15 protein-coding genes are annotated in these 19,839 nt (G+C 72.6%); 12 read left to right on the top strand and 3 right to left on the bottom strand.

Features of this window, described 5'->3' with window-relative positions; genetic code table 11:
• Positions 1-5: 5 nt before the first annotated feature.
• Positions 6-1,526, bottom strand: coding sequence for a PucR family transcriptional regulator (locus FDO65_RS02375; protein WP_137447874.1), 1,521 nt, complete (start codon positions 1,524-1,526; stop codon positions 6-8).
• 127 nt (positions 1,527-1,653) lie between these two features.
• Here FDO65_RS02375 and FDO65_RS02380 point away from each other — a divergent pair, with 127 nt between their 5' ends.
• Genes FDO65_RS02380 through hisI form a run of 4 tightly spaced genes read left to right on the top strand, consistent with a single transcriptional unit; the run spans position 1,654 to position 4,698 of the window.
• Positions 1,654-2,154 (top strand): nucleoside deaminase, encoded by a 501-nt coding sequence (locus FDO65_RS02380; RefSeq protein WP_137447875.1) that lies wholly within the window; start codon positions 1,654-1,656, stop codon positions 2,152-2,154.
• Positions 2,151-3,449, top strand: coding sequence for a cytosine permease (gene codB, locus FDO65_RS02385; protein WP_137447876.1), 1,299 nt, complete (start codon positions 2,151-2,153; stop codon positions 3,447-3,449). Before FDO65_RS02380 ends, codB begins: the two co-directional genes overlap by 4 nt.
• Positions 3,450-3,508: 59 nt before the next feature.
• Positions 3,509-4,345: an imidazole glycerol phosphate synthase subunit HisF gene (gene hisF / locus FDO65_RS02390; RefSeq protein WP_137447877.1), complete on the top strand. Its 837-nt coding sequence runs from the start codon at positions 3,509-3,511 to the stop codon at positions 4,343-4,345.
• Positions 4,342-4,698 (top strand): phosphoribosyl-AMP cyclohydrolase, encoded by a 357-nt coding sequence (hisI, locus tag FDO65_RS02395; protein ID WP_137447878.1) that lies wholly within the window; start codon positions 4,342-4,344, stop codon positions 4,696-4,698. The genes hisF and hisI overlap by 4 nt, the downstream gene beginning before the upstream one ends.
• A gap of 8 nt (positions 4,699-4,706) precedes the next feature.
• Here the strand turns inward: hisI and FDO65_RS02400 are convergent, their stop codons facing one another.
• Both FDO65_RS02400 and FDO65_RS02405 read right to left on the bottom strand, forming a co-directional pair.
• On the bottom strand, positions 4,707-5,474 hold the full coding sequence (locus tag FDO65_RS02400) for a GNAT family N-acetyltransferase (protein WP_137447879.1): 768 nt from the start codon (positions 5,472-5,474) through the stop codon (positions 4,707-4,709).
• Positions 5,467-6,687, bottom strand: coding sequence for a MalY/PatB family protein (locus FDO65_RS02405; RefSeq protein ID WP_205849731.1), 1,221 nt, complete (start codon positions 6,685-6,687; stop codon positions 5,467-5,469). The genes FDO65_RS02400 and FDO65_RS02405 overlap by 8 nt, the downstream gene beginning before the upstream one ends.
• A gap of 78 nt (positions 6,688-6,765) precedes the next feature.
• On the opposite strand from FDO65_RS02405, the gene FDO65_RS02410 reads away from it, so the two are divergent.
• The 8 genes from FDO65_RS02410 (at position 6,766) to FDO65_RS02445 (ending at position 19,764) form a co-directional block, all read left to right on the top strand.
• Positions 6,766-8,364, top strand: coding sequence for an anthranilate synthase component I (locus tag FDO65_RS02410; RefSeq protein WP_137447880.1), 1,599 nt, complete (start codon positions 6,766-6,768; stop codon positions 8,362-8,364).
• Positions 8,361-8,981 carry a Trp biosynthesis-associated membrane protein gene (locus FDO65_RS02415; RefSeq protein ID WP_166442007.1) on the top strand — a complete coding sequence of 207 codons (621 nt, stop codon included), beginning with the start codon at positions 8,361-8,363 and terminating at the stop codon, positions 8,979-8,981. Before FDO65_RS02410 ends, FDO65_RS02415 begins: the two co-directional genes overlap by 4 nt.
• A 163-nt stretch (positions 8,982-9,144) precedes the next feature.
• Complete coding sequence (trpC, locus tag FDO65_RS02420) at positions 9,145-9,954, top strand: indole-3-glycerol phosphate synthase TrpC (protein ID WP_137447882.1); 810 nt, start codon at positions 9,145-9,147, stop codon at positions 9,952-9,954.
• A 94-nt stretch (positions 9,955-10,048) separates the two neighbouring features.
• On the top strand, positions 10,049-11,377 hold the full coding sequence (trpB, locus tag FDO65_RS02425; RefSeq protein ID WP_137449391.1) for a tryptophan synthase subunit beta: 1,329 nt from the start codon (positions 10,049-10,051) through the stop codon (positions 11,375-11,377).
• Positions 11,374-12,210: a tryptophan synthase subunit alpha gene (gene trpA, locus FDO65_RS02430; protein WP_137447883.1), complete on the top strand. Its 837-nt coding sequence runs from the start codon at positions 11,374-11,376 to the stop codon at positions 12,208-12,210. The genes trpB and trpA overlap by 4 nt, the downstream gene beginning before the upstream one ends.
• Positions 12,207-13,274, top strand: a complete 1,068-nt coding sequence (lgt, locus tag FDO65_RS02435) for a prolipoprotein diacylglyceryl transferase (protein ID WP_205849732.1) — start codon at positions 12,207-12,209, stop codon at positions 13,272-13,274. The genes trpA and lgt overlap by 4 nt, the downstream gene beginning before the upstream one ends.
• Positions 13,275-13,736: 462 nt before the next feature.
• Complete coding sequence (gltB, locus tag FDO65_RS02440; protein ID WP_137447885.1) at positions 13,737-18,320, top strand: glutamate synthase large subunit; 4,584 nt, start codon at positions 13,737-13,739, stop codon at positions 18,318-18,320.
• Positions 18,313-19,764, top strand: coding sequence for a glutamate synthase subunit beta (locus tag FDO65_RS02445; RefSeq protein WP_137447886.1), 1,452 nt, complete (start codon positions 18,313-18,315; stop codon positions 19,762-19,764). The genes gltB and FDO65_RS02445 overlap by 8 nt, the downstream gene beginning before the upstream one ends.
• Positions 19,765-19,839: the final 75 nt, after the last annotated feature.

A 19,839-nucleotide genomic window follows, 5' to 3' on the forward strand; every position in this document is an offset into this window, starting at 1 on the left:
ATAGATCACTCCCGGACGGGCAGCCCGGTCCGCAGCCGCCACGCGATCAACGCCATCCCCAGGGTGGTGCCCACCTCCGGATCGTCCAGGCCGACCCCCAGCAGGTGCTCGATCCGGCTCAGCCGGTCGTAGAGGGTCTGGCGGCGGATCCCCAGGCGGGCGGCACTGGCGGCCTTGCGCCGGCCGCAGGCGAAGTGCACGTCCAGCGTGCGCAGCAGAGCCGTCGCGTGCTGACGGTCGTGTTCGAACAGTGGGCCCAGCACCTCGGAGGCGAACGCCGACAGCTCGGCCGCGCCGGCCCGGTCGGTGAGGAACCGGTGGGCCGCGACGTCGGCGGCGGTCACCACCCGGCCCCGGGTGCCGACCCGGCGCGCGATACCGGCGATGCGCAGGCTCTGGGCCACCGCGCCGGCCAGTCCGGAAGGGTCGTGGACCGGGGCGGCCACCGCGACGACGCGGACCGATTCGCCGACGCCGGTCGCCGCCAGGGCCATCCGGACCTGCTCGAAGGCGGCGCGCACCCGGGCCGGGTCCGGGCCGGTCCAGCCGCGGGCCAGGACGACGACCGCCGTGCCGTGCACACCCACCAGCGTCGGGCCGAAGCAGGTCTGGGCGGCGTCCCGGACGTGGCGTTCGGCCGCGGCCGGCGAAGCGCGGACGTCGAGGTCGACGGCGGCGGCCAGCAGATGCCGATCCGGAAGCACCGGCCACCCGGCTTCGGCGCACCGCTGCCGGACCTCGCCCGAGGAGGCCAGATCGCCGACGGCGAGTTCGGTGACAAGCGACTGCGCGGGCGAGGGTCGCCCGGTCGCGGTCGAGCGGTGCAGCATCAGCCCGACGGCCACGGCCGCCCGGTCGGCGACCGCCACCCGCCGCTGCGTGCGTTCGCCCAGCAGGGACAGCCGTCCCATCCGTTCGGCGCCGGACCGGACGTCCACCGCGAAGCCGGCCGTCGGCCGCGGTGCCACCTCGGCGCTGGCGGCGACCAGCCGTCCGGTCACGTCCCGGAGTTCGACGGGGCACCCGGCCAGCCGGGCCGTGGTGCTGAGCAGCGTCGCCACTCCCAGGTCGGCCACGACGAGGCCCAGCAGCTCCTGCCACAGGGCGTCGCCGCCCCGGCCGGCGCCGGTGCGGCGGCGGACCAGCAGCTCGTGGAAATCCTCGACCATCCGCTCGAACGGGACCACATCGTCGAGGGCGATCAGGCAGAGGTTGCGGCGCCGGGCCGCCGCGGCCAGTTCCCGCGGCACGTCGAAGAAGGACCGGCCGACCTCCATGGCCAGGGCCGCACACCCGGCGTCGGCCAACCGGTCGACGTAGGTGCCGAGCTCGCGATCGGTCCGTCCCTCCAGGCCCAGCCCGCTGGTCAGCAGCACCTCACCGCCGGCCAGCAGACCGCCCATCTCGAACACCTCGGACGAATGCACCCACCGGATGGTGATCGAGGCCGGGTCACCGCACAGCAACCGGGGCGACCCGGCCACGAACGAGGGCAGGGTCAGGACCTCGGCCAGGGTGGGGAGCACCGGTCCAGCGTGGGGAGCACCGGACGATCTGTCCAGGACCTGCCGGGCAGGGCGGGACACTCTGTCCCTGTTCGACGGTCGTCCCGACCTGATGGGGTGAACGCCATCACCGACGGGAAGGGACCACATGCCCAGTGCACCGCCCACCGAGGACTCCCGGGTCCCCATCGACCCGGTCGATCGTGACCGGTACTTCCTGGACCTGGCCATCGAGCAGGCCGAGATCGGCTGGTCGGAGGGGGGCGTGCCGATCGGGGCGGTCCTCGTCCACGGCGACACCGTGCTCGCCGCCGGCCGCAACCGGCGGGTGCAACTCGGCTCGCCTATCCGGCACGGCGAGACCGACTGCATCGACCTGGCCGGCCGGCAGCCGGCCGAGGTCTACCGGGCCAGCACCCTCTACACGACCCTGTCCCCGTGCTACATGTGCGCCGGGACCTCGCTGCTCTACAACATCCCCCGCATCGTGATCGGCGAGAACACCTCGTTCGAGGCGTCGGAGGCGTGGCTGACCTCGCACGGGGTCGAGCTGACCGTCATGGACGACCCGACCTGTCGGGGTCTGATGGACCGCATGCTGGCCGAGCGCCCGGAGATCTGGTTCGAGGACATCGGGGAGCCCGCGTGACCGGCCGTCTCGACACTCCGGTGACCGCGGAGACGGTCGTCGACCCGGACTATCCGGTCACCCCGGTGCCCCGGCACGCCCGGCGCAGCTTCTTCTCCATCGCGGTCGTGCTGCTCGGCTTCACCGTCTTCACCCCGACCATGCTGGCCGGGGCGTCCCTCGGCGCCGCCTTCGATCTCTCGCAGCTGGTCCTGGTCATCCTGATCGGGTCCGCCGTCCTCGGCACCTACGTGGCCTTCATGGGGTGGGTCGGCGCCCGCAGCGGCCTGACCACCGTCGTGATGTCGCGCTACACCTTTGGCACCGGCGGCGCCAAGCTCGCCTCCATCCTGCTCGGCGGCACCCAGATCGGCTGGTACGGCGTCGTCGTCGGGACCATCGGCGACCTGACCGCGCAGGCCTTCGGCTGGGAGTCCTGGGGCGCCCGGGCCGCCGTCATGATCGTGACGAGCGCCCTGATGTGCGTGACCGCCTGCTACGGCTACCGCGGCATGTACTGGGTGTCGCTCGTCTCCACCCCGCTCATCCTCGTCCTGGCCGTCTGGGTCCTGGTGAAGTCGCTGGAACAGGTCGGCGGCTGGGCCGGCCTGGCTGCCGTCGCCCCCACGACGTCCATGAGCCTGGCCGTCGCCGTGACCACCGTCGTCGGCACGTTCGTCTCGGCCGGCACCCAGTCGCCGAACTGGACCCGGTTCGCCCGGACCGGTCGGCAGGCGGTGCTGGCCTGCGTCATCGGCTTCCTGGTCGGCAACGGGCTGATGATCTTCTTCGGGGCGGTCGGGGCCATGACCACCGGCGAGGGCGACTTCGTCCTGGTGCTGTTCAACATGGGCCTCATCGGCTGGGGACTCTTCCTGCTGTTCGGGAACCTCTGGAAGAGCAACGCCGACACCGCCTACGCCTTCGGGGTGGCCGGGGCCGAACTGTTCGACCGGCCGCGGAAACTGCCGTTCGTCGTCGCCGGATCCGTCATCGGCACCGTGTTCGCCCTCACCGGTGTGCACAACCACCTGGTCGACTACCTGGTGCTGCTCGGGGTCTTCATCCCCCCGCTCGGCGGCGTCATCATCGGCGACTTCCTCCTGCGGTGGCGCGGCGGCGTCCCCGAGGGGCAGGCCACCCAGGTGGTGCGCTGGCAGAACGTCGCCGCGTACGTCGTCGCCAGCCTCGCGGCTTGGGCGTCCAGTCACTTCGCGTTCGGGGTGCCCCCGGTCATCGGCATCCTGCTCGCCGTGGCGCTCGCCGTCGGCCTGGGGCTCGCCGACCGCGGTGCGGCGGCGATCGGTCGGGAATGACGGCTCCGTCTGACCCGCCGGCGTTTTCCCGCCGGCCCGGACCTTCGTAGGGTGGAGGAATGTCAGTCGCGGTGCGGGTCATCCCCTGTCTGGACGTCTCCGAGGGGCGCGTGGTCAAAGGGGTCAACTTCGTCGACCTGGTCGACGCCGGCGACCCGGTGGAGCTGGCCCGGCGTTACGACGAGGAGGGCGCCGACGAGCTCACCTTCCTCGACATCACCGCGACCAGTGACAACCGGCGCAGCGCCTACGAGATGATCCGGCGCACCGCCGAGCAGGTGTTCATCCCGCTCACCGTGGGCGGTGGGGTCCGCACCATCGACGACATCGACCAGCTGCTGCGGGCCGGGGCAGACAAGGTGTCGGTCAACTCGGCCGCGGTGGCCCGCCCGGACTTCCTCCGGGAGGGCGCCGACCGCTTCGGCTCGCAGTGCGTGGTCATCGCCATCGACGCCCGTCGGGTCGCCCCGGGTTCACCGGAGGCGGCGGCCTGCCCGTCCGGGTACGAGGTGACCACGCACGGCGGCCGGCGGGGGACCGGGATCGACGCGATCGCCTGGGCCGAGCAGGCCGAGGCCGCCGGCGCCGGGGAGATCCTGCTCACGTCAATGGACGCCGACGGCACCAAGAACGGCTTCGATCTGCCCATGCTGGCCGCGGTCCGGGCCGCGGTCGGAGTGCCGCTCATCGCCTCGGGCGGGGCGGGAACTCTGGCTCACTTCCCGGAGGCCGTCGGTGCCGGCGCCGACGCGGTCCTGGCCGCTTCGGTCTTCCACTTCGGCACGTTCCGCATCGACCGGGTCAAGCAGGAACTCGCCGAGGCCGGGTATCCGGTCCGCCGGGCCGGGCTGGCCGCCGCCGCCATCGACGCCGTCACCATGGGGGAGGCCCGATGAACGTCCCCGCCGCCGAACGGCAGCCGACGGATTTCCCGACCGTCCGGTTCACCGCCGAGGGACTGGTCTGCGCCGTGGTCCAGCAGCACGACACCGGCGAGGTGCTGATGGTCGCCTGGATGGACGCCACCGCGCTGTACCGGACCCTGACGACTGGGCGGGCCACCTACTGGTCCCGCTCCCGACGCGAGTACTGGGTCAAGGGCGAGACCTCCGGCAACCCGCAGCGGGTGGTCGAGGTCCGACACGACTGCGACGGCGACGCGCTCCTGGTCAAGGTGGATCAGACCGGGGTGGCCTGCCACACCGGGGCCCGGACCTGCTTCGACGACGGGCTGCTCACCGCCGACTAGGTCGCCGGTCAGTCCCGCGGGCGGCGGTAGTGGTAGCCGTGGTGGTCGACGAAACCCAGCCGCCCGTACAGCGCCCGCGCCCCCTGGTTCTCCCGGGCGACCTGCAGGTAGACCTGGTGAGCCCCGTGCGCCGCGCCCCAGTCGAACAGGTCGGCCATGACGGCGGTCCCGGCGCCGGCGCGCCGAGCCGACTCACGGACGGTGACCGCCGTGACCCCGAGCCAGCCGTCGGTGACGACCGCGCGGGCCACGGCGACCCGGCCGGCGGGCGCGCTCAGGGTGGCGAACACCGGTCCGGTCCCGCTGAGCAGCACAGCCTCCGCGGTGTCCGGTAGGGCGGAACCCCGGTACCGGTAGCCGGCGAGCCACTCCGGCGTCGGTCGATCGGCCAGCGCGGCCGGCGACCAGCCCCGCCCCGTCGACGCGCGGCGGGCCGCGTCCCGCACGGCGACCAGGTCGGCGACCATCACGCTCGTCGGGTTGAACGCGACCCACCCGTACCGGTCGAGCGCGGTGTCCAGGGCGTCGGTCGCCGGGCACTCCGGCACCTGGAACAGCGGCCGTAGCCCATGGCCGGCGTAGAAGCGGTCCACCGCGTCGAGGGCATCGTCCAGCGGTCCGTCCGCCGGGCCCAGCGGGAGGACCGAGTTGGCCCGCCCGGTGAACCCGGCCGCCGCCCGCAGCAGCCAGTCGCCGCGCCACACCTCGGTGGTCCCGCACCAGCCGCGCGCGGCCACCCGCTCCAGGGTGAGGACCTCGGTGTCCAGGTCAGGCATCGATCGCCCGGCCGAGCCGGTCGGCGAGTTCGCCGACGAGGGGGTGCGGCAGGGCCAGGTTGAGCCGCAGGAAACCGGGTGCGCCGCAGGCCTGCCCGTCGACCCCCCGCACCCGCGCCGCCGCCTGCAGGTCGGCCACCGATCGGTCCACCGATCGCAGGTCGACCCAGGCCAGGTACGTGCCCTCGATCGGGGCCACCGGCACCGTCGGCACCACCTCGGCCAGCCGTCGGACGAAGAGGTCCCGGCCCCGCTGCAGGTAGCCGACCGTGGCGTCCAGATGCGCCTGCCCCTCGTCGTAGGCGGCGGCGGTGGCCAGGGCGCCGAGCGGACCGACCCCGTGCTGCACCAGGAACGGGACGGTCGCCCACCGTTCGCGCATCGCCGCACCGGAGACGATGAGCTGGGCGCACCCCAGACCCGCGATGTTCCAGCCCTTCGACGCGGAGGTCCCGGTCACCGTGTGCTCGGCGGCGCGGTCCGACACCGTCGCGTACGGCACGTGCCGTCGACCGTCGAACACGACCGGCGCGTGAATCTCGTCGGCGAACACCAGGGCCCCGGCGGCGTCGACCACGTCGGCGACCGCCCGCAACTCGGCCGCCGTGAACACCCGACCGGTCGGGTTGTGCGGGTTGGTGAGCACCAGCACCGCGCCCGGGACGAGCGCCGCCGCGATGGCGTCGAGGTCGAAGGTGATCGCGCCGTCCGCGGTGTGGGTCATCGGGACGGTGCGCAACTCGCGCCCGGCCAGCGCCGGCACGTCCAGGAACGGCATGTAGGCCGGGACGGGCAGCACGACCGGTGTCCCGGGCGGGGTCAGATGGTCGAGCATCACCTGCAGGGCCCGCAGCACGGAGGTCGTCAGGTGGACGTCCGCGGGGTCGACGGCCCAGCCGTACCGGCGGTGCTGCCAGGCGGCGGCGGCGCGCTCGGCGGCCTGCTGGGCGGCCGGGGGCAGGTAGCCGGTCAGGCCCTGCTCGATCGCATCGTGCAGGGTGCGGCGGATCGCGGGGGCCAGCGGCAGGTCCATCTCGGCCACCCACGCCCCGAGGTCGCCCGGGTCGGTGGCCGTCCATTTGAGGGACCCGCGGGCACGCAGATCATCCGGTGTCAGGGCATCGGTGCCGCCGCCGATGTCCGGGCCGGGCCTGTCGCGCCCCGGAGCGGCTGCCGGTCGAGGATCGCCGCATTCGGCAAAAGTGGGGGACACCCGGCCACCGTAGGCCGACCGTCCGACAGCGGCGGTGCGGGTCCCGGGTGGCGTTCGGCCTCCCCGGCTCCCGGCAGAATGACCCGCATGTCCGTGCCCGCCAGCCCCGCACCGCCGACCGCCGGACCGAAGGCCCCGCTCGGGGAGGTCAGCCCGAGCCGTGAGCAGTTCCGGGAGCTGGCCCGTGACCGCCGGGTCATCCCGGTCACCCGCCGTCTGCTGGCCGACGCCATCACCCCGGTCGGTCTCTACGCCACCCTGGCCGGGGACCGCTCCGGCACCTTCCTTCTCGAATCGGCCGAGAACGGGCGGTCATGGTCGCGGTGGTCGTTCGTCGGGGTCAGTGCGCCGGCCGCTCTCACCGAACGCGACGGCGCCGCGACCTGGCTGGGGAACCCGCCGGTCGGCCTGCCCACCGGTGGCGACCCGTTGGCGGTGCTGGCGCAGACATTGCGGTTGCTGCATACCGACCCGCTGCCCGGCCTGCCGCCGCTGACCGGCGGACTGGTCGGCTACCTCGGTTACGACGTGGTCCGCCGCCTCGAACGCATCGGGAATCCCGACGAGCCGGGCGACCGTGAGGTCGACGTGCCGGAGTTGGTGATGTTGCTGGCCACCGATCTCGCCGCCCTCGACCATCACGAGGGCACCGTGACGTTGATCGCCAACGCGGTGAACTGGGACGCGACCGACGAGCGGGTCGACGCCGCCTACGACGCGGCGGTGCGGCGGCTGGACGAGATGACGGCCCAGCTGGCCGCCCCGGTCCCCGTCCCGGCCGCGGTGTTCACCGCCCGGCGCCCCGACGTCCGCCGGCGGATGACCTCCGAGCACTACCGGGGCCTGGTCGAGCAGGCCAAGGAGCACATCTACGCCGGCGACGCATTCCAGATCGTGCTCTCCCAGCGGTTCGACATGGATGTCGCCGGCACCGACGCGCTCGACGTCTACCGGGTCCTGCGGGCGACGAACCCGAGCCCGTACATGTACCTGCTGCGACTGCCCACCCCCGCCGGTGACCCGGTCGCCGTCGTCGGATCGTCCCCGGAGGCGCTGGTGACCGTCCGGGACGGCCTGGTCACGATGCATCCCATCGCCGGGACCCGGCCCCGAGGCGCCACCGAGGAGGACGACATCCTGCTCGGCAAGGACCTGCTGGCCGACGAGAAGGAACGCAGCGAGCACGTAATGCTCGTCGACCTGGGCCGCAACGACCTCGGTCGGGTCTGTGCCGCCGGCTCGGTCAAGGTGGTCGAGTTCTTCACCCTCGAGCGCTATAGCCACGTCATGCACATCGTGTCGACGGTCACCGGCCAACTGGCTCCCGACCGTTCGGCGTTCGAGGCGGTGACAGCCTGTTTCCCGGCCGGCACCCTGTCCGGGGCCCCGAAACCCCGCGCGATGCAGATCATCGACGACCTGGAACCGGCCCGTCGCGGCGTGTACGGCGGGGTGGTCGGTTACCTCGATTTCGCCGGGGACGCCGACACCGCCATCAGCATCCGCACGGCGGTCATCGTGGGGGACACCGCCCACGTCCAGGCGGGCGCCGGGGTCGTCGCCGACTCGGTGCCGGAGAACGAGGACGCCGAGTGCCGGAACAAGGCCGCCGCGGTGATCTCGGCGATCGGGGCGGCCACCACCCTGCGCTCGGTCCCGCCGGTGGGCGCTCCGTGAGTGGTGGGTCCGCTCGACGCGCCGCCGGGGTGGCGGCCGGGGCCGCCGTGCTGGGGGCGGCCGCCGTGGCCGGTGGTGCCGTCCTGACGTGGTGGACCGCGCAGTGGACCGACACCCTCGTCGGCCCGGTGACGACCGCGGCGACCGGGTCCGACGTCGTTCCCGAACTGCTGCCGCTGGCCCTGGTCGGTCTGGCCGGGTGGGCGGCGGCTGCCGCCACCCGTGGCCGATGGCGACGCGTCATCGGCGTCGTGCTGGCCCTGGGTGGCCTGTGGCTGGCCGGGCGGGCCGTGCTGGCCGTGCTCTCCCCGCCCGACGCCCTGGCGGCCGCCCTCGTCCGGCCGGCCCAGGCGGTCGGCGATCCGACGCGGAATCTGCCCGGCCCCGCGCTGACGGTGCTGGGCGGGATGCTGCTGGCCGTCGCCGGCCTGCTGCTGGCCGCCCGTCCGGCCGGCCCACCCCCGCCCCGGTCCGGCGTCACGTCCGGATCCGACGACGGATCGGCGCCGGCTCGTCCGAGCCCCCGGCGGCGTGACGCCGGCGACACCACCGACGACTGGTGGAAGGACCTGGACGCCGGGACGGATCCCACGACCCGGCCCGCGGGTGGGCCATGACCGATGTCGTGTGGTCGGCCAGCCCCCCTGGCGGGCATTACCATGACCAGGATCACGTGGCGATGCGGTTGCGGTTCCCGAAAGTGGGGGAGTGGCCGCCGCTGGTGGTGGAGAACGCAGATGTCCGGCACCTGGCCGGGCGGCCGGTGAGGAGAAGATTCGCGTGAACGTGCTGGAATCCATCCTCGTCGGCGTCCGGGAGGACATGGCCACGCGCGAGGCCGCGTTGCCATTGGCCGAGGTCAAGGCCATGGCCAAGGACGCCCCGGCCCCCCGCGACGTGCTCTCCGTCCTGCACGAGCCGGGTGTCGGCGTCATCGCCGAGGTCAAGCGGGCCAGTCCGTCGCGCGGCGCGCTGGCCGCGATCCCCGACCCGGCCGCGCTCGCCGCCGACTACGCCGCCGCCGGGGCCCGGGTGATCTCGGTCCTCACCGAGCAGCGCCGGTTCGGCGGGTCGCTGGACGACCTGGACGCCGTCCGGGCCGCCGTCGACATCCCCGTGCTGCGCAAGGACTTCGTGGTCAGTCCGTACCAGGTCCACGAGGCCCGGGCACACGGTGCGGACATGGTCCTGCTGATCGTCGCCGCGCTCCCGCAGAACGTGCTGATCGGTCTGCTGGAGCGCATCGAATCCCTGGGCATGACCGCCCTGGTCGAGGTGCACACCGAGATCGAGGCCGACCGCGCGCTGGCCGCCGGCGCCCGGCTGGTCGGCGTCAACGCCCGTGACCTCACGACCTTGACGGTCGACCGCACGGTCTTCGGGCGGATCGCGCCCGGGCTCCCGTCCGGGGTACTCACGGTCGCCGAGTCCGGTGTGCGCGGGCCGGCCGACCTCCTGGCCTACGCTGGAGCGGGCGCGGACGCGGTTCTCGTCGGAGAAGGGCTCGTGACCAGCGGCGACCCCCGGTCCGCGCTGGCCGACCTGGTGACGGCCGGGTCCCACCCATCCTGTCCGCGGCCGGCCCGCTGAGTCACAGCACCGGCCCAGGAGCGTCTGGAGTCGTCGGTTGTCCGTAGTACCGCCTGTCCTGTCGCGGCAGTCCGCCGCCGCCACCCCCGCCGGTCTGGCCGTCCCGTCCGAGGGTCTGGCCGGAACTGCGCACGATCCCGACGACCGCGGGTATTTCGGCAACTTCGGGGGGCGCTGGTTGCCCGAGGCGCTGGTCGTGGTGCTCGACGAGGTGGCCGACAGCTACCGCAAGGCGCGTCGTGATCCCGAGTTCCTGGCCGAGCTCGACCGGCTGGCCAGCACCTACGCCGGCCGGCCCAGCCCGCTCAGCGATGCGACCCGGCTGACCGCCCACGTCGGCGGGGCGCGGATCCTGCTCAAGCGCGAGGACCTCAACCACACCGGCAGCCACAAGATCAACAACGTGCTCGGTCAGGCGTTGCTGGCCAAGCGGATGGGCAAGACCCGGCTGATCGCGGAGACCGGTGCCGGCCAGCACGGCGTGGCCACCGCCACGGCTGCGGCCCTGCTCGGCATGTCCTGCCGGATCTATATGGGTCGTGTCGACACCGAGCGGCAGGCCCTGAACGTGGCCCGCATGCAGCTGCTGGGCGCCGAGGTCATCGCCGTCGAGACCGGTTCGGCAACCCTGAAGGACGCCATCAACGAGGCGTTCCGCGACTGGGTGGCCACCGTCGAGAACACCTTCTACCTGTTCGGGACCGTCGCCGGCCCGCACCCGTTCCCGGTGCTGGTCCGCGACTTCCAGCGCATCATCGGCCTCGAGGCGCGCGCGCAGGTCAAGGCACTGACCGGCCGTCTGCCGGACGCCGTCGCCGCTTGTGTGGGCGGTGGGTCGAACGCCATCGGCGCGTTCCATGCGTTCATCGACGATCCCGGGGTCCGCCTGGTCGGCTTCGAGGCCGGTGGCGACGGTGTCGAGACCGGCCGGCATGCGGCCACCATCACCGGTGGTTCGGTCGGCGTGCTGCACGGCTCGCGGTCGCACCTGTTGCAGAACGAGGACGGTCAGATCGTCGAGTCGCACTCGATCTCGGCCGGTCTGGACTACCCCGGTGTCGGGCCGGAGCACTCGCACCTGGCCGACATCGCGCGGGCCGAGTACCGGCCGATCACCGACCGGCAGGCGATGGAGGCGATGGCCCTGCTGTCGCGGACCGAGGGCATCATCCCGGCCATCGAGTCGGCGCACGCCGTGGCCGGTGCCGTCGACCTGGCCCGGGAGATCGGTCCGGACGGCATCGTGCTGATCAACGTCTCCGGGCGCGGGGACAAGGACATGGAGACCGCCCTGCGCTGGTTCGGCCTCGGCGGCGCCACGCCGCAGAGCGCCGCGTCCGCGCCGGGATCCGCCCCCCAGGGGCAGGCCGGGACCGACGGCACCTCGCCGGTGGGCGGCGCGAGCACGGAGGCCGGAGCATGACCGAGACGACCACCACCACGTCCGGCGTCGATCGGCTGGACGAGATGTTCGCCGGGGCCAAGGAGGAGGGCCGCGCCGCGCTGGTCGGCTACTTCCCGGCCGGGTACCCGACGGTGGACGCATCGGTCGACCTCATGACCGCGATGGTCGACGGCGGCTGCGACCTCATCGAGGTCGGGCTGCCGTTCTCCGACCCGGTGCTGGACGGCCCGGTCATCCAGGAGGCCGCGCAGACCGCGCTGGAGCAGGGCTACCGGGTCAAGGACACCTTCGACATCGTCCGCAAGATCACCGAGGCCGGCGGCCGGGCCGTCGTCATGACGTACTTCAACCCGGTGCTGGCCTACGGCCCGGAACGGTTCGCGGCCGAACTGGCCGCGGCCGGCGGGTGCGGGGTCATCACCCCGGATCTCATCGTCGACGAGGCCGGCCCCTGGCTGGCCGCGGCGGAGTCCGCCGGTATCGCGCCGATCTTCCTGGTCGCACCGTCGTCGTCGCCCGAGCGGATCGCGCTGACCACCGCCCGGACCCGCGGCTTCGTCTACGCGGCGTCGGTGATGGGGGTCACCGGCACCCGTGACCAGGTGTCGTCGGCCGCGCCCGAGCTGGTGGCCCGCACCCGGCAGCAGACCGACCTCCCCATCGGGGTGGGCCTCGGGGTCCGGACCGGCGCGCAGGCCGCGGAGATCGGCAAGTACGCCGACGCCGTGATCGTCGGTTCGGCGTTCGTCCAGGCGGCCCGGAACGCGGCGGGTGCGGCCGACGCCACCGACGCCGTCCGCGAGGTCGCCCGCGGGCTCGCCGCCGGGGTCGCCTCGGCCCGATCGGAGTGAACACCGCCTACCTGGCCGCCATCCCGTCGCCCCCGCAGGGCGTCTGGTATGTGGGGCCGGTTGCTCTCCGGGCCTACGCGATCTGCATCATCGCCGGGATCGTCGTCGCCGTCTGGTGGGGCAACAAGCGCTTCGTGGCCCGCGGCGGTCGCCCCGGGCGGGTGACCGACATCGCAGTGTTCGCCGTGCCTTTCGGGATCATCGGCGGGCGGCTGTACCACGTGATCACCGACCATCAGCTGTACTTCGGTCCCGGTCGCAACCCGTGGAACGCGCTGGCCATCTGGAACGGCGGCCTGGGGATCTGGGGGGCGATCGCGCTCGGCGCGGTCGGCGCCTGGCTCGGTTGCCGCTACTACAAGGTGCCGCTGTCGGCCTTTGCCGACTCGGTCGCACCCGGCATCGTCACCGCGCAGGCCATCGGTCGGCTCGGCAACTGGTTCAACCAGGAACTCTTCGGTGGTCCGACGTCGCTGCCCTGGGGGCTGGAGGTCTTCGTCCGCACCCCCGGCGGGGTCGCGGGGGCAGTACCGGCCGATGGGGTCTGCGAGTTCCCGACCGACTACGTCAAGGCCACGCCCGAGGTGTTGTGCGGGACGTTCCAGCCGACGTTCCTCTACGAGCTGTTGTGGAACCTGCTGGTCGCCGCGGTCATCGTGGCGGCCGACCGTCGGTACCGGCTGGGGGGCGGCCGCGTCTTCGGCCTCTACGTGGCCGGTTACACACTGGGTCGGGTGTGGATCGAGATGCTCCGGATCGACCCGGCCAACACCTTCCTCGGTGTCCGCATCAACGTGTTCACCTCGGTCGTGGTGTTCCTCGGCGCCGTCGTGTTCCTCGTGCTCCGCCGCCACGCGCCCCGGGAGGATCCGGCGCTGGTCGCCGGCCCGGAGAACCCCCGGGGCAAGCCCACCGACCCGACCGCTGTCCCGGCCGACGAGCCGGCGGACGCCGCCGGGTCGGTGGCCGCGACGGCCCGGCGGGCCGGCGAACCGGATACCGACGCCACCGATCGGGCCGGGAGTGCCGGGTCGGCGGAGGACGCGTCCGGCGGACGGTCGTGACGGCGGTTTCTGGGGAGTTCCACCGCGCGGTAATGTGAATCGACTGGGCCACCGGTGTCCCGGGACGACGCGCCTGGAACACGGCGTCGGCGACGGCGGCGATCCCGTTCCGTGGTCGAGCGGTGTGTTCGGGTCGAGCGGCTCGCCGGCCGCAGACGACCTGCCTCGGCCGAGCGGGCAGTCCGGCTGACCTTCGTCGGACGTTCCGCCGCGCCGGAGGTTGCCCCGAGCCACCTCCTGGTGTCAGTGCCGCACCAGGACTCGTTGATCCACCGCGTCAGCGCCGCCGCCCGCCGTGTCAACACCGCACATCGATCCCCGTAGGTTCCCCGCGCAGAGCGCGATGACCCGCCGGTGGAGCAACCGGGAAGCCCCGGACCCGAGTAGTACCGATCCAGAACAGGTCACCGGTCGCGCGCCGCGCGGTCCGTCCTGCCACGCCGCGACGACGGGAGGTCTGCCGTGCAGTACTCGGCAACACCCGCCCCCCAGGGGCTGTACGACCCGAGCAACGACCGGGACGCCTGTGGCGTCGCGGCGGTCGCCGACATCAAGGGCCGCCGGAGCCACCGCATCGTGGCCGACGGCATCACAGCTCTGATCAACCTCGACCACCGGGGCGCCGCCGGCGCCGACCCGGCCGTCGGGGACGGCGCCGGGATCCTGCTACAGGTCCCGGACGAGCTGTTGCGCGCGACCGTCGACTTCGAGCTGCCCGTCTCGCCCGATCCGCGGCACGGTCAGGCGTACGCCGCCGGTATCGCCTACCTGCCGGTGGACGCCGAGCTCCGGGCCCGGGCCAAGGCGCAGATCGCCGACATCCTCGCCGAGGAGAACGTCGAGCTGCTGGGGTGGCGTGAGGTGCCCGTCGACCCGGCCGGCGCCGGCGTCGGCCGGATGGCGCTGGACGTCATGCCCGCGTTCGAGCAGCTGTTCGTCGCTGCCCCGGTCCAGGCCGACGGCTCCCGTCCGCACGGTGTCGACCTCGACCGGTACATCTATCCCGCCCGCAAGCGCATCGAGCACGAGACGGTGCCGACGCTGGGTGAGGCGCAGGCGGTGTACCTGGCGTCGCTGTCCAGCCGCACGATCGTCTACAAGGGCATGCTCACCACCGAGCAGCTGCCCGCGTTCTTCGCCGACCTGACCGACGAGCGGGCGACCAGCGCGATCGTCATCGTGCACTCCCGCTTCTCGACCAACACCTTCCCGGCGTGGCCGCTGGCGCACCCGTTCCGCTACATCGCCCACAACGGCGAGATCAACACGGTCCGCGGCAACCGCAACCGGATGCGGGCCCGGGAGTCGCTGCTGGCGTCCGATCTGATCCCCGGCGACCTGTCGCGGGCGTTCCCGATCGTCACCCCGGACGGTTCGGACTCGGCCTCGTTCGACGAGGTGCTGGAACTGCTGCACCTGGGTGGGCGTTCGCTGCCGCACGCGGTGATGATGATGATCCCGGAGGCGTGGGAGAACGACGCCACCCTCGACCCGTCGGTCCGCGGGTTCGCCGAGTTCCACGCCTCCCTCATCGAGCCGTGGGACGGGCCGGCCTGTGTGACGTTCACCGACGGCACCGTGTTGGGTGCGACCCTGGACCGCAACGGTCTGCGCCCGGGCCGCTGGTGGCTGACCACCGACGACACCGTCGTGCTGGCCTCCGAGGCCGGCGTGCTGCCGATCCCGCCGGAGAAGGTGCTCGAACGCGGGCGTCTGCAGCCGGGCCGGATGTTCCTGGTCGACACCGACCAGGGCCGCATCCTGGACGACAAGGAGTTCAAGGCCGGGCTGGCCGCCGAGCTCCCGTACCGGGAGTGGGTGCACGCCGGGCTGGTCCGGCTGGCCGACCTGCCGGCCCGCGAGCACGTCACCGTCTCGCACCGCAGCGTGCTCTCCCGGCAGCGCATCTTCGGCTACACCGAGGAGGAGGTCCGGCTGATCATCACGCCGATGGCCGCCTCCGGTGCCGAGGGCATCGGGTCGATGGGCACCGACACCCCGGAGGCCGTGCTGTCCCAGCGGCCGCGAATGATCTTCGACTACTTCACCCAGCTGTTCGCGCAGGTCACCAACCCGCCGTTGGACGCCATCCGCGAGGCCGTCGTCACCTCCCTGTCCAGCGTCATCGGCCCGGAGCAGAACCTGCTCGAGCCGGGCCCGGCGTCCTGTCGGCAGATCGTGCTGCCGTTCCCGGTGGTCGACAACGACGACCTGGCCAAGCTGATGCGGATGAACGCCGACGGCAACATGCCTGGGTTCGCGTCGGCCACCATCTCCGGTCTGTACGACGTGCACGGCGGCGCCGAGGCGCTGGCCGCGGCGATCGAGCGCTGCCGGGCCGAGGCCGACGAGGCCATCGCCGACGGTGCCCGGATCCTGATGCTGTCCGACCGGCACTCGACCGCCGACCTGGCCCCGATCCCGTCGCTGCTGCTGACCTCGGCCGTGCACCAGCACCTGGTCCGGCAGAAGTCGCGGACGAAGGTGGCGCTGGTCATCGAGTCCGGCGACGCCCGCGAGGTGCACCACATCGCGCTGCTGCTCGGCTACGGCGCGGGTGCGGTCAACCCGTACCTGGCCATCGAGTCGGCCGAGGACCTGGCCCGGCAGGGTCTGCTGGGCGACATCACCGCGGCCAAGGCCGTCAAGAACGTGGTCTACGCCCTGGGCAAGGGCGTGCTCAAGGTCATGAGCAAGATGGGCATCTCGACGGTCGGCTCGTACCGGCAGGCGCAGGTGTTCGCCGTCTTCGGTCTCGATCCGGAGCTGCTGGACGAGTACTTCACCGGTACCACCACGCGTACCGGTGGCAGCGGCCTGGACACCCTGGCCGCCGACGTGCAGCGCCGGCACAGCCTGGCCTTCGTGCCGAACCCGCGGGCCCTGGAGCACCGCGGTCTCGAGGTCGGCGGGCTCTACCAGTGGCGCCGTGAGGGCGAGATCCACCTGTTCAACCCGGAGACCGTCTACCTGCTGCAGCATGCGACCCGCAGCAAGCAGGAGGACGTCTTCCGCCGGTACGCCAAGACGGTCGACGACCTGTCCAAGGAGGGCGCCACCCTCCGTGGCCTGTTCGAGCTGCGCACCGGGGTCCGCCCGGCGGTGCCGCTGGACGAGGTCGAGCCGGCGTCGGAGATCGTCAAGCGGTTCGTCACCGGGGCCATGTCCTACGGCTCGATCTCTATCGAGGCCCACGAGACGCTGGCCCGGGCGATGAACAAGCTCGGCGGCAAGTCCAACACCGGGGAGGGCGGCGAGGATGTCGCCCGCCTGCTGGACCCGGAGCGTCGGTCCGCGATCAAGCAGGTCGCCTCCGGCCGGTTCGGCGTGACCAGCGCGTACCTGGTGAACGCGGCCGAGATCCAGATCAAGATGGCCCAGGGCGCCAAGCCCGGTGAGGGTGGCCAGCTGCCGGGGTCCAAGGTCTACCCGTGGATCGCGGCGACCCGGCACGCCACCACCGGTGTCGGCCTGATCTCGCCGCCGCCGCACCACGACATCTACTCGATCGAGGATCTCAAGCAGCTGATCCACGACGTCCGCAACGCCAACCCGGCCGCGCAGGTGTCGGTCAAGCTGGTCTCCGAACCGGGGGTCGGGACGGTCGCGGCGGGGGTGACCAAGGCGCACGCCGACAAGGTCATCGTGGCCGGCGCGGACGGCGGCACCGGCGCGGCGGCGCTCACCTCGCTCAAGCACGCGGGGCAGCCGTGGGAGCTCGGTCTGGCCGAGGCCCAGCAGACGCTGCGGATCAACGAGCTGCGCGAGCAGGTCCGGGTCCAGGTCGACGGCGGTCTGAAGACCGCGCGCGACGTGGTCGTGGCCGCGCTGCTGGGTGCCGAGGAATTCGGTTTCTCCACGGCGCCGCTGGTGGTGGCCGGCTGCATCATGATGCGGGTCTGTCACCTCGACACCTGCCCGGTCGGCATCGCCACCCAGAACCCGGTACTGCGGGACCGTTACACCGGCACCCCGGAGTTCGTCGAGACGTTCTTCCTGTTCCTGGCCGAGCAGGTGCGCGAGTACCTGGCCGAGCTCGGTTTCCGCTCGATCGACGAGGCCGTCGGGCAGACGGACGTCCTGGACGTCACCGCGGCCGTCGCCCACCACCGGGCCCGCGGTCTGGACCTGGCGCCGCTGCTGGAGCAGGCGGATGTGCCCAGCGACCACCGCTGCGTGCGCCCGGCCCAGCACGACCTGTCCAAGACCCTGGACGCGGTGCTGATCACCAAGGCCGCGCCGGCGTTGCAGGAGGCCCGGCCGGTGCGCATCGACCTGCCGATCCGCAACGTCGACCGCACCGCCGGCACCATGCTCGGCTCCGAGGTGACCCGGATCCACGGTCCCGAGGGTCTGCCCGAAGGCACGATCGACGTCCACCTGACGGGGACGGCCGGACAGTCGCTGGGCGCGTTCCTGCCCAAGGGTGTCAGCATCACGCTGGTCGGCGACGCCAACGACTACGTCGGCAAGGGCCTGTCGGGTGGCCGGGTCGTCGTCCGTCCGGACGAGAACTCCCCGTCGCAGGCGCCCGGGTCCAAGACCCAGGTCATCGCGGGCAACACCATCGGCTACGGCGCCACCTCCGGTGAGCTGTTCCTGCGCGGCCGGGTCGGGGAGCGCTTCGCCGTCCGCAACTCCGGCGCGCTGATGGTGGTCGAGGGGTCCGGCGACCACGCCTGCGAGTACATGACGGGTGGCCGCGTGGTCATCCTCGGTCGCACCGGGCGCAATGCGGGCGCCGGGATGAGCGGTGGTATCGCCTACCTGCTCGATCCCGACCCGGCCCGGGTCAACCCGGAGCTGGTCGACCTGGAACCGCTGGACGCCGACGAGGTCATCTGGCTCGGCGACGTCGTCAGCTCGCACGCCAAGCTGACTGGTTCGCCGGTGGCCTCGGCCCTGCTGGCCGACTGGCCCATCGCCGCCGTCCGGTTCTCGCGGCTGATGCCGCGGGACTACCGGCGGGTGCTGTCCCTGCGCGCCGAGGCCGCCGCCCGCGGTGTCGACGCCGACGAGTTGATCATGGAGGCCAGTCATGGCTGACCCCACCGGGTTCCTCAAGTACGGCCGACAGGGTCCGGCCCGGCGGCCGGTGCCGCTGCGCCTGCGGGACTGGAAAGAGGTCTACGAGCCGTTCGAGGAACAGGACACCCGCAAGCAGGCCGCACGCTGCATGGACTGCGGGATCCCGTTCTGCCACCAGGGTTGCCCGCTGGGCAACATCATCCCGGAGTGGAACGACCTGGTCCGGACGGGCAAGTGGCAGGAGGCGTCGGACCGGCTGCACGCCACGAACAACTTCCCCGAGTTCACCGGGCGGTTGTGCCCGGCTCCCTGTGAGGGGGCCTGCGTGCTGGGTATCGGCGACGACCCGGTGGCCATCAAGCTGGTCGAGCAGGAGATCGCCGATCGGGCGATCGCCGACGGCTACGGCCTCGAGCCCCGTCCGGCCGAGCTGTCGACCGACCGGACGGTGGCCGTCATCGGTTCCGGCCCGGCCGGCCTGGCCGCGGCCCAGCAGCTGGCCCGGGCCGGCCACGCGGTGACGGTCTACGAGCGTGATCAGCGCATCGGCGGCCTCATGCGCTACGGCATCCCCGAGTTCAAGATGGACCGCGACGTGCTGGACGCCCGGTTGACGCAGATGTCGGCCGAGGGCATCGATTTCGTCACCGGGGTGAACGTCGGGGTCGACCTGACCGTCGAGGAGCTGCGGGAGCGGTTCGACGCGGTGGTCATCGCCACCGGGGCGACGGTCGCCCGCGAGCTGACCGTCGACGGCCGCGAACTGCAGGGCGTGCACCTGGCCATGGACTACCTGGTCCAGCAGAACGAGGTCTGCGAGGGCACCCGCGACCAGGTCGAGATCTCGGCCGAGGGCAAGCGGGTGGTCATCATCGGTGGTGGCGATACCGGGGCCGACTGCTACGGCACCGCGCTGCGCCAGAATGCCGCGTCGGTGACCCAGCTGGACATCCACGTGCAGCCGCCGGCCACCCGTTCGCCGGCGACGCCGTGGCCGACGTACCCGCTGATGCTGCGCATCTCGGCGGCGCACGAGGAGGGCGGCGAGCGCGTCTTCGGCGTGAACTCGACGTCGATCGCGGGGGAGAACGGTCACGTCACCGGTCTGAACCTGGTCGAGGGCAAGCGCATCCCCGGCAGCTTCATCCCCACCGAGGGCACCGAGTTCCACCTCGACGCCGACCTCATCCTCATCGCCCTGGGATTCACCGGCCCGGAGCAGGAGGGTCTGCTCGACGGGCTGGGGGTGGCGATGTCGTCGCGCGGCACCATCGTGCGGGACGCGAACTACATGACCGACGTGCCCGGCGTGTTCGTGGCCGGGGACGCCGGCCGCGGGCAGTCGCTCATCGTCTGGGCCATCGCCGAGGGCCGGTCCGCGGCCGCCGGGGTGGACGCCTACCTGGCCGGTCAGTCCTTCCTGCCCGACCCGGTGCCGCCGACGGCGGCCGCCCTGCGGTAGTCGATCGCCACCGATCCGCGGGCCGTCGGAGACGGTTCCGCGGATCGGTGGCGCGCGCCGTGCGGCGGGAGGACC

Origin of the sequence: Nakamurella flava (genome assembly GCF_005298075.1) — a bacterium.
Lineage (GTDB): Bacteria > Actinomycetota > Actinomycetes > Mycobacteriales > Nakamurellaceae > Nakamurella > Nakamurella flava.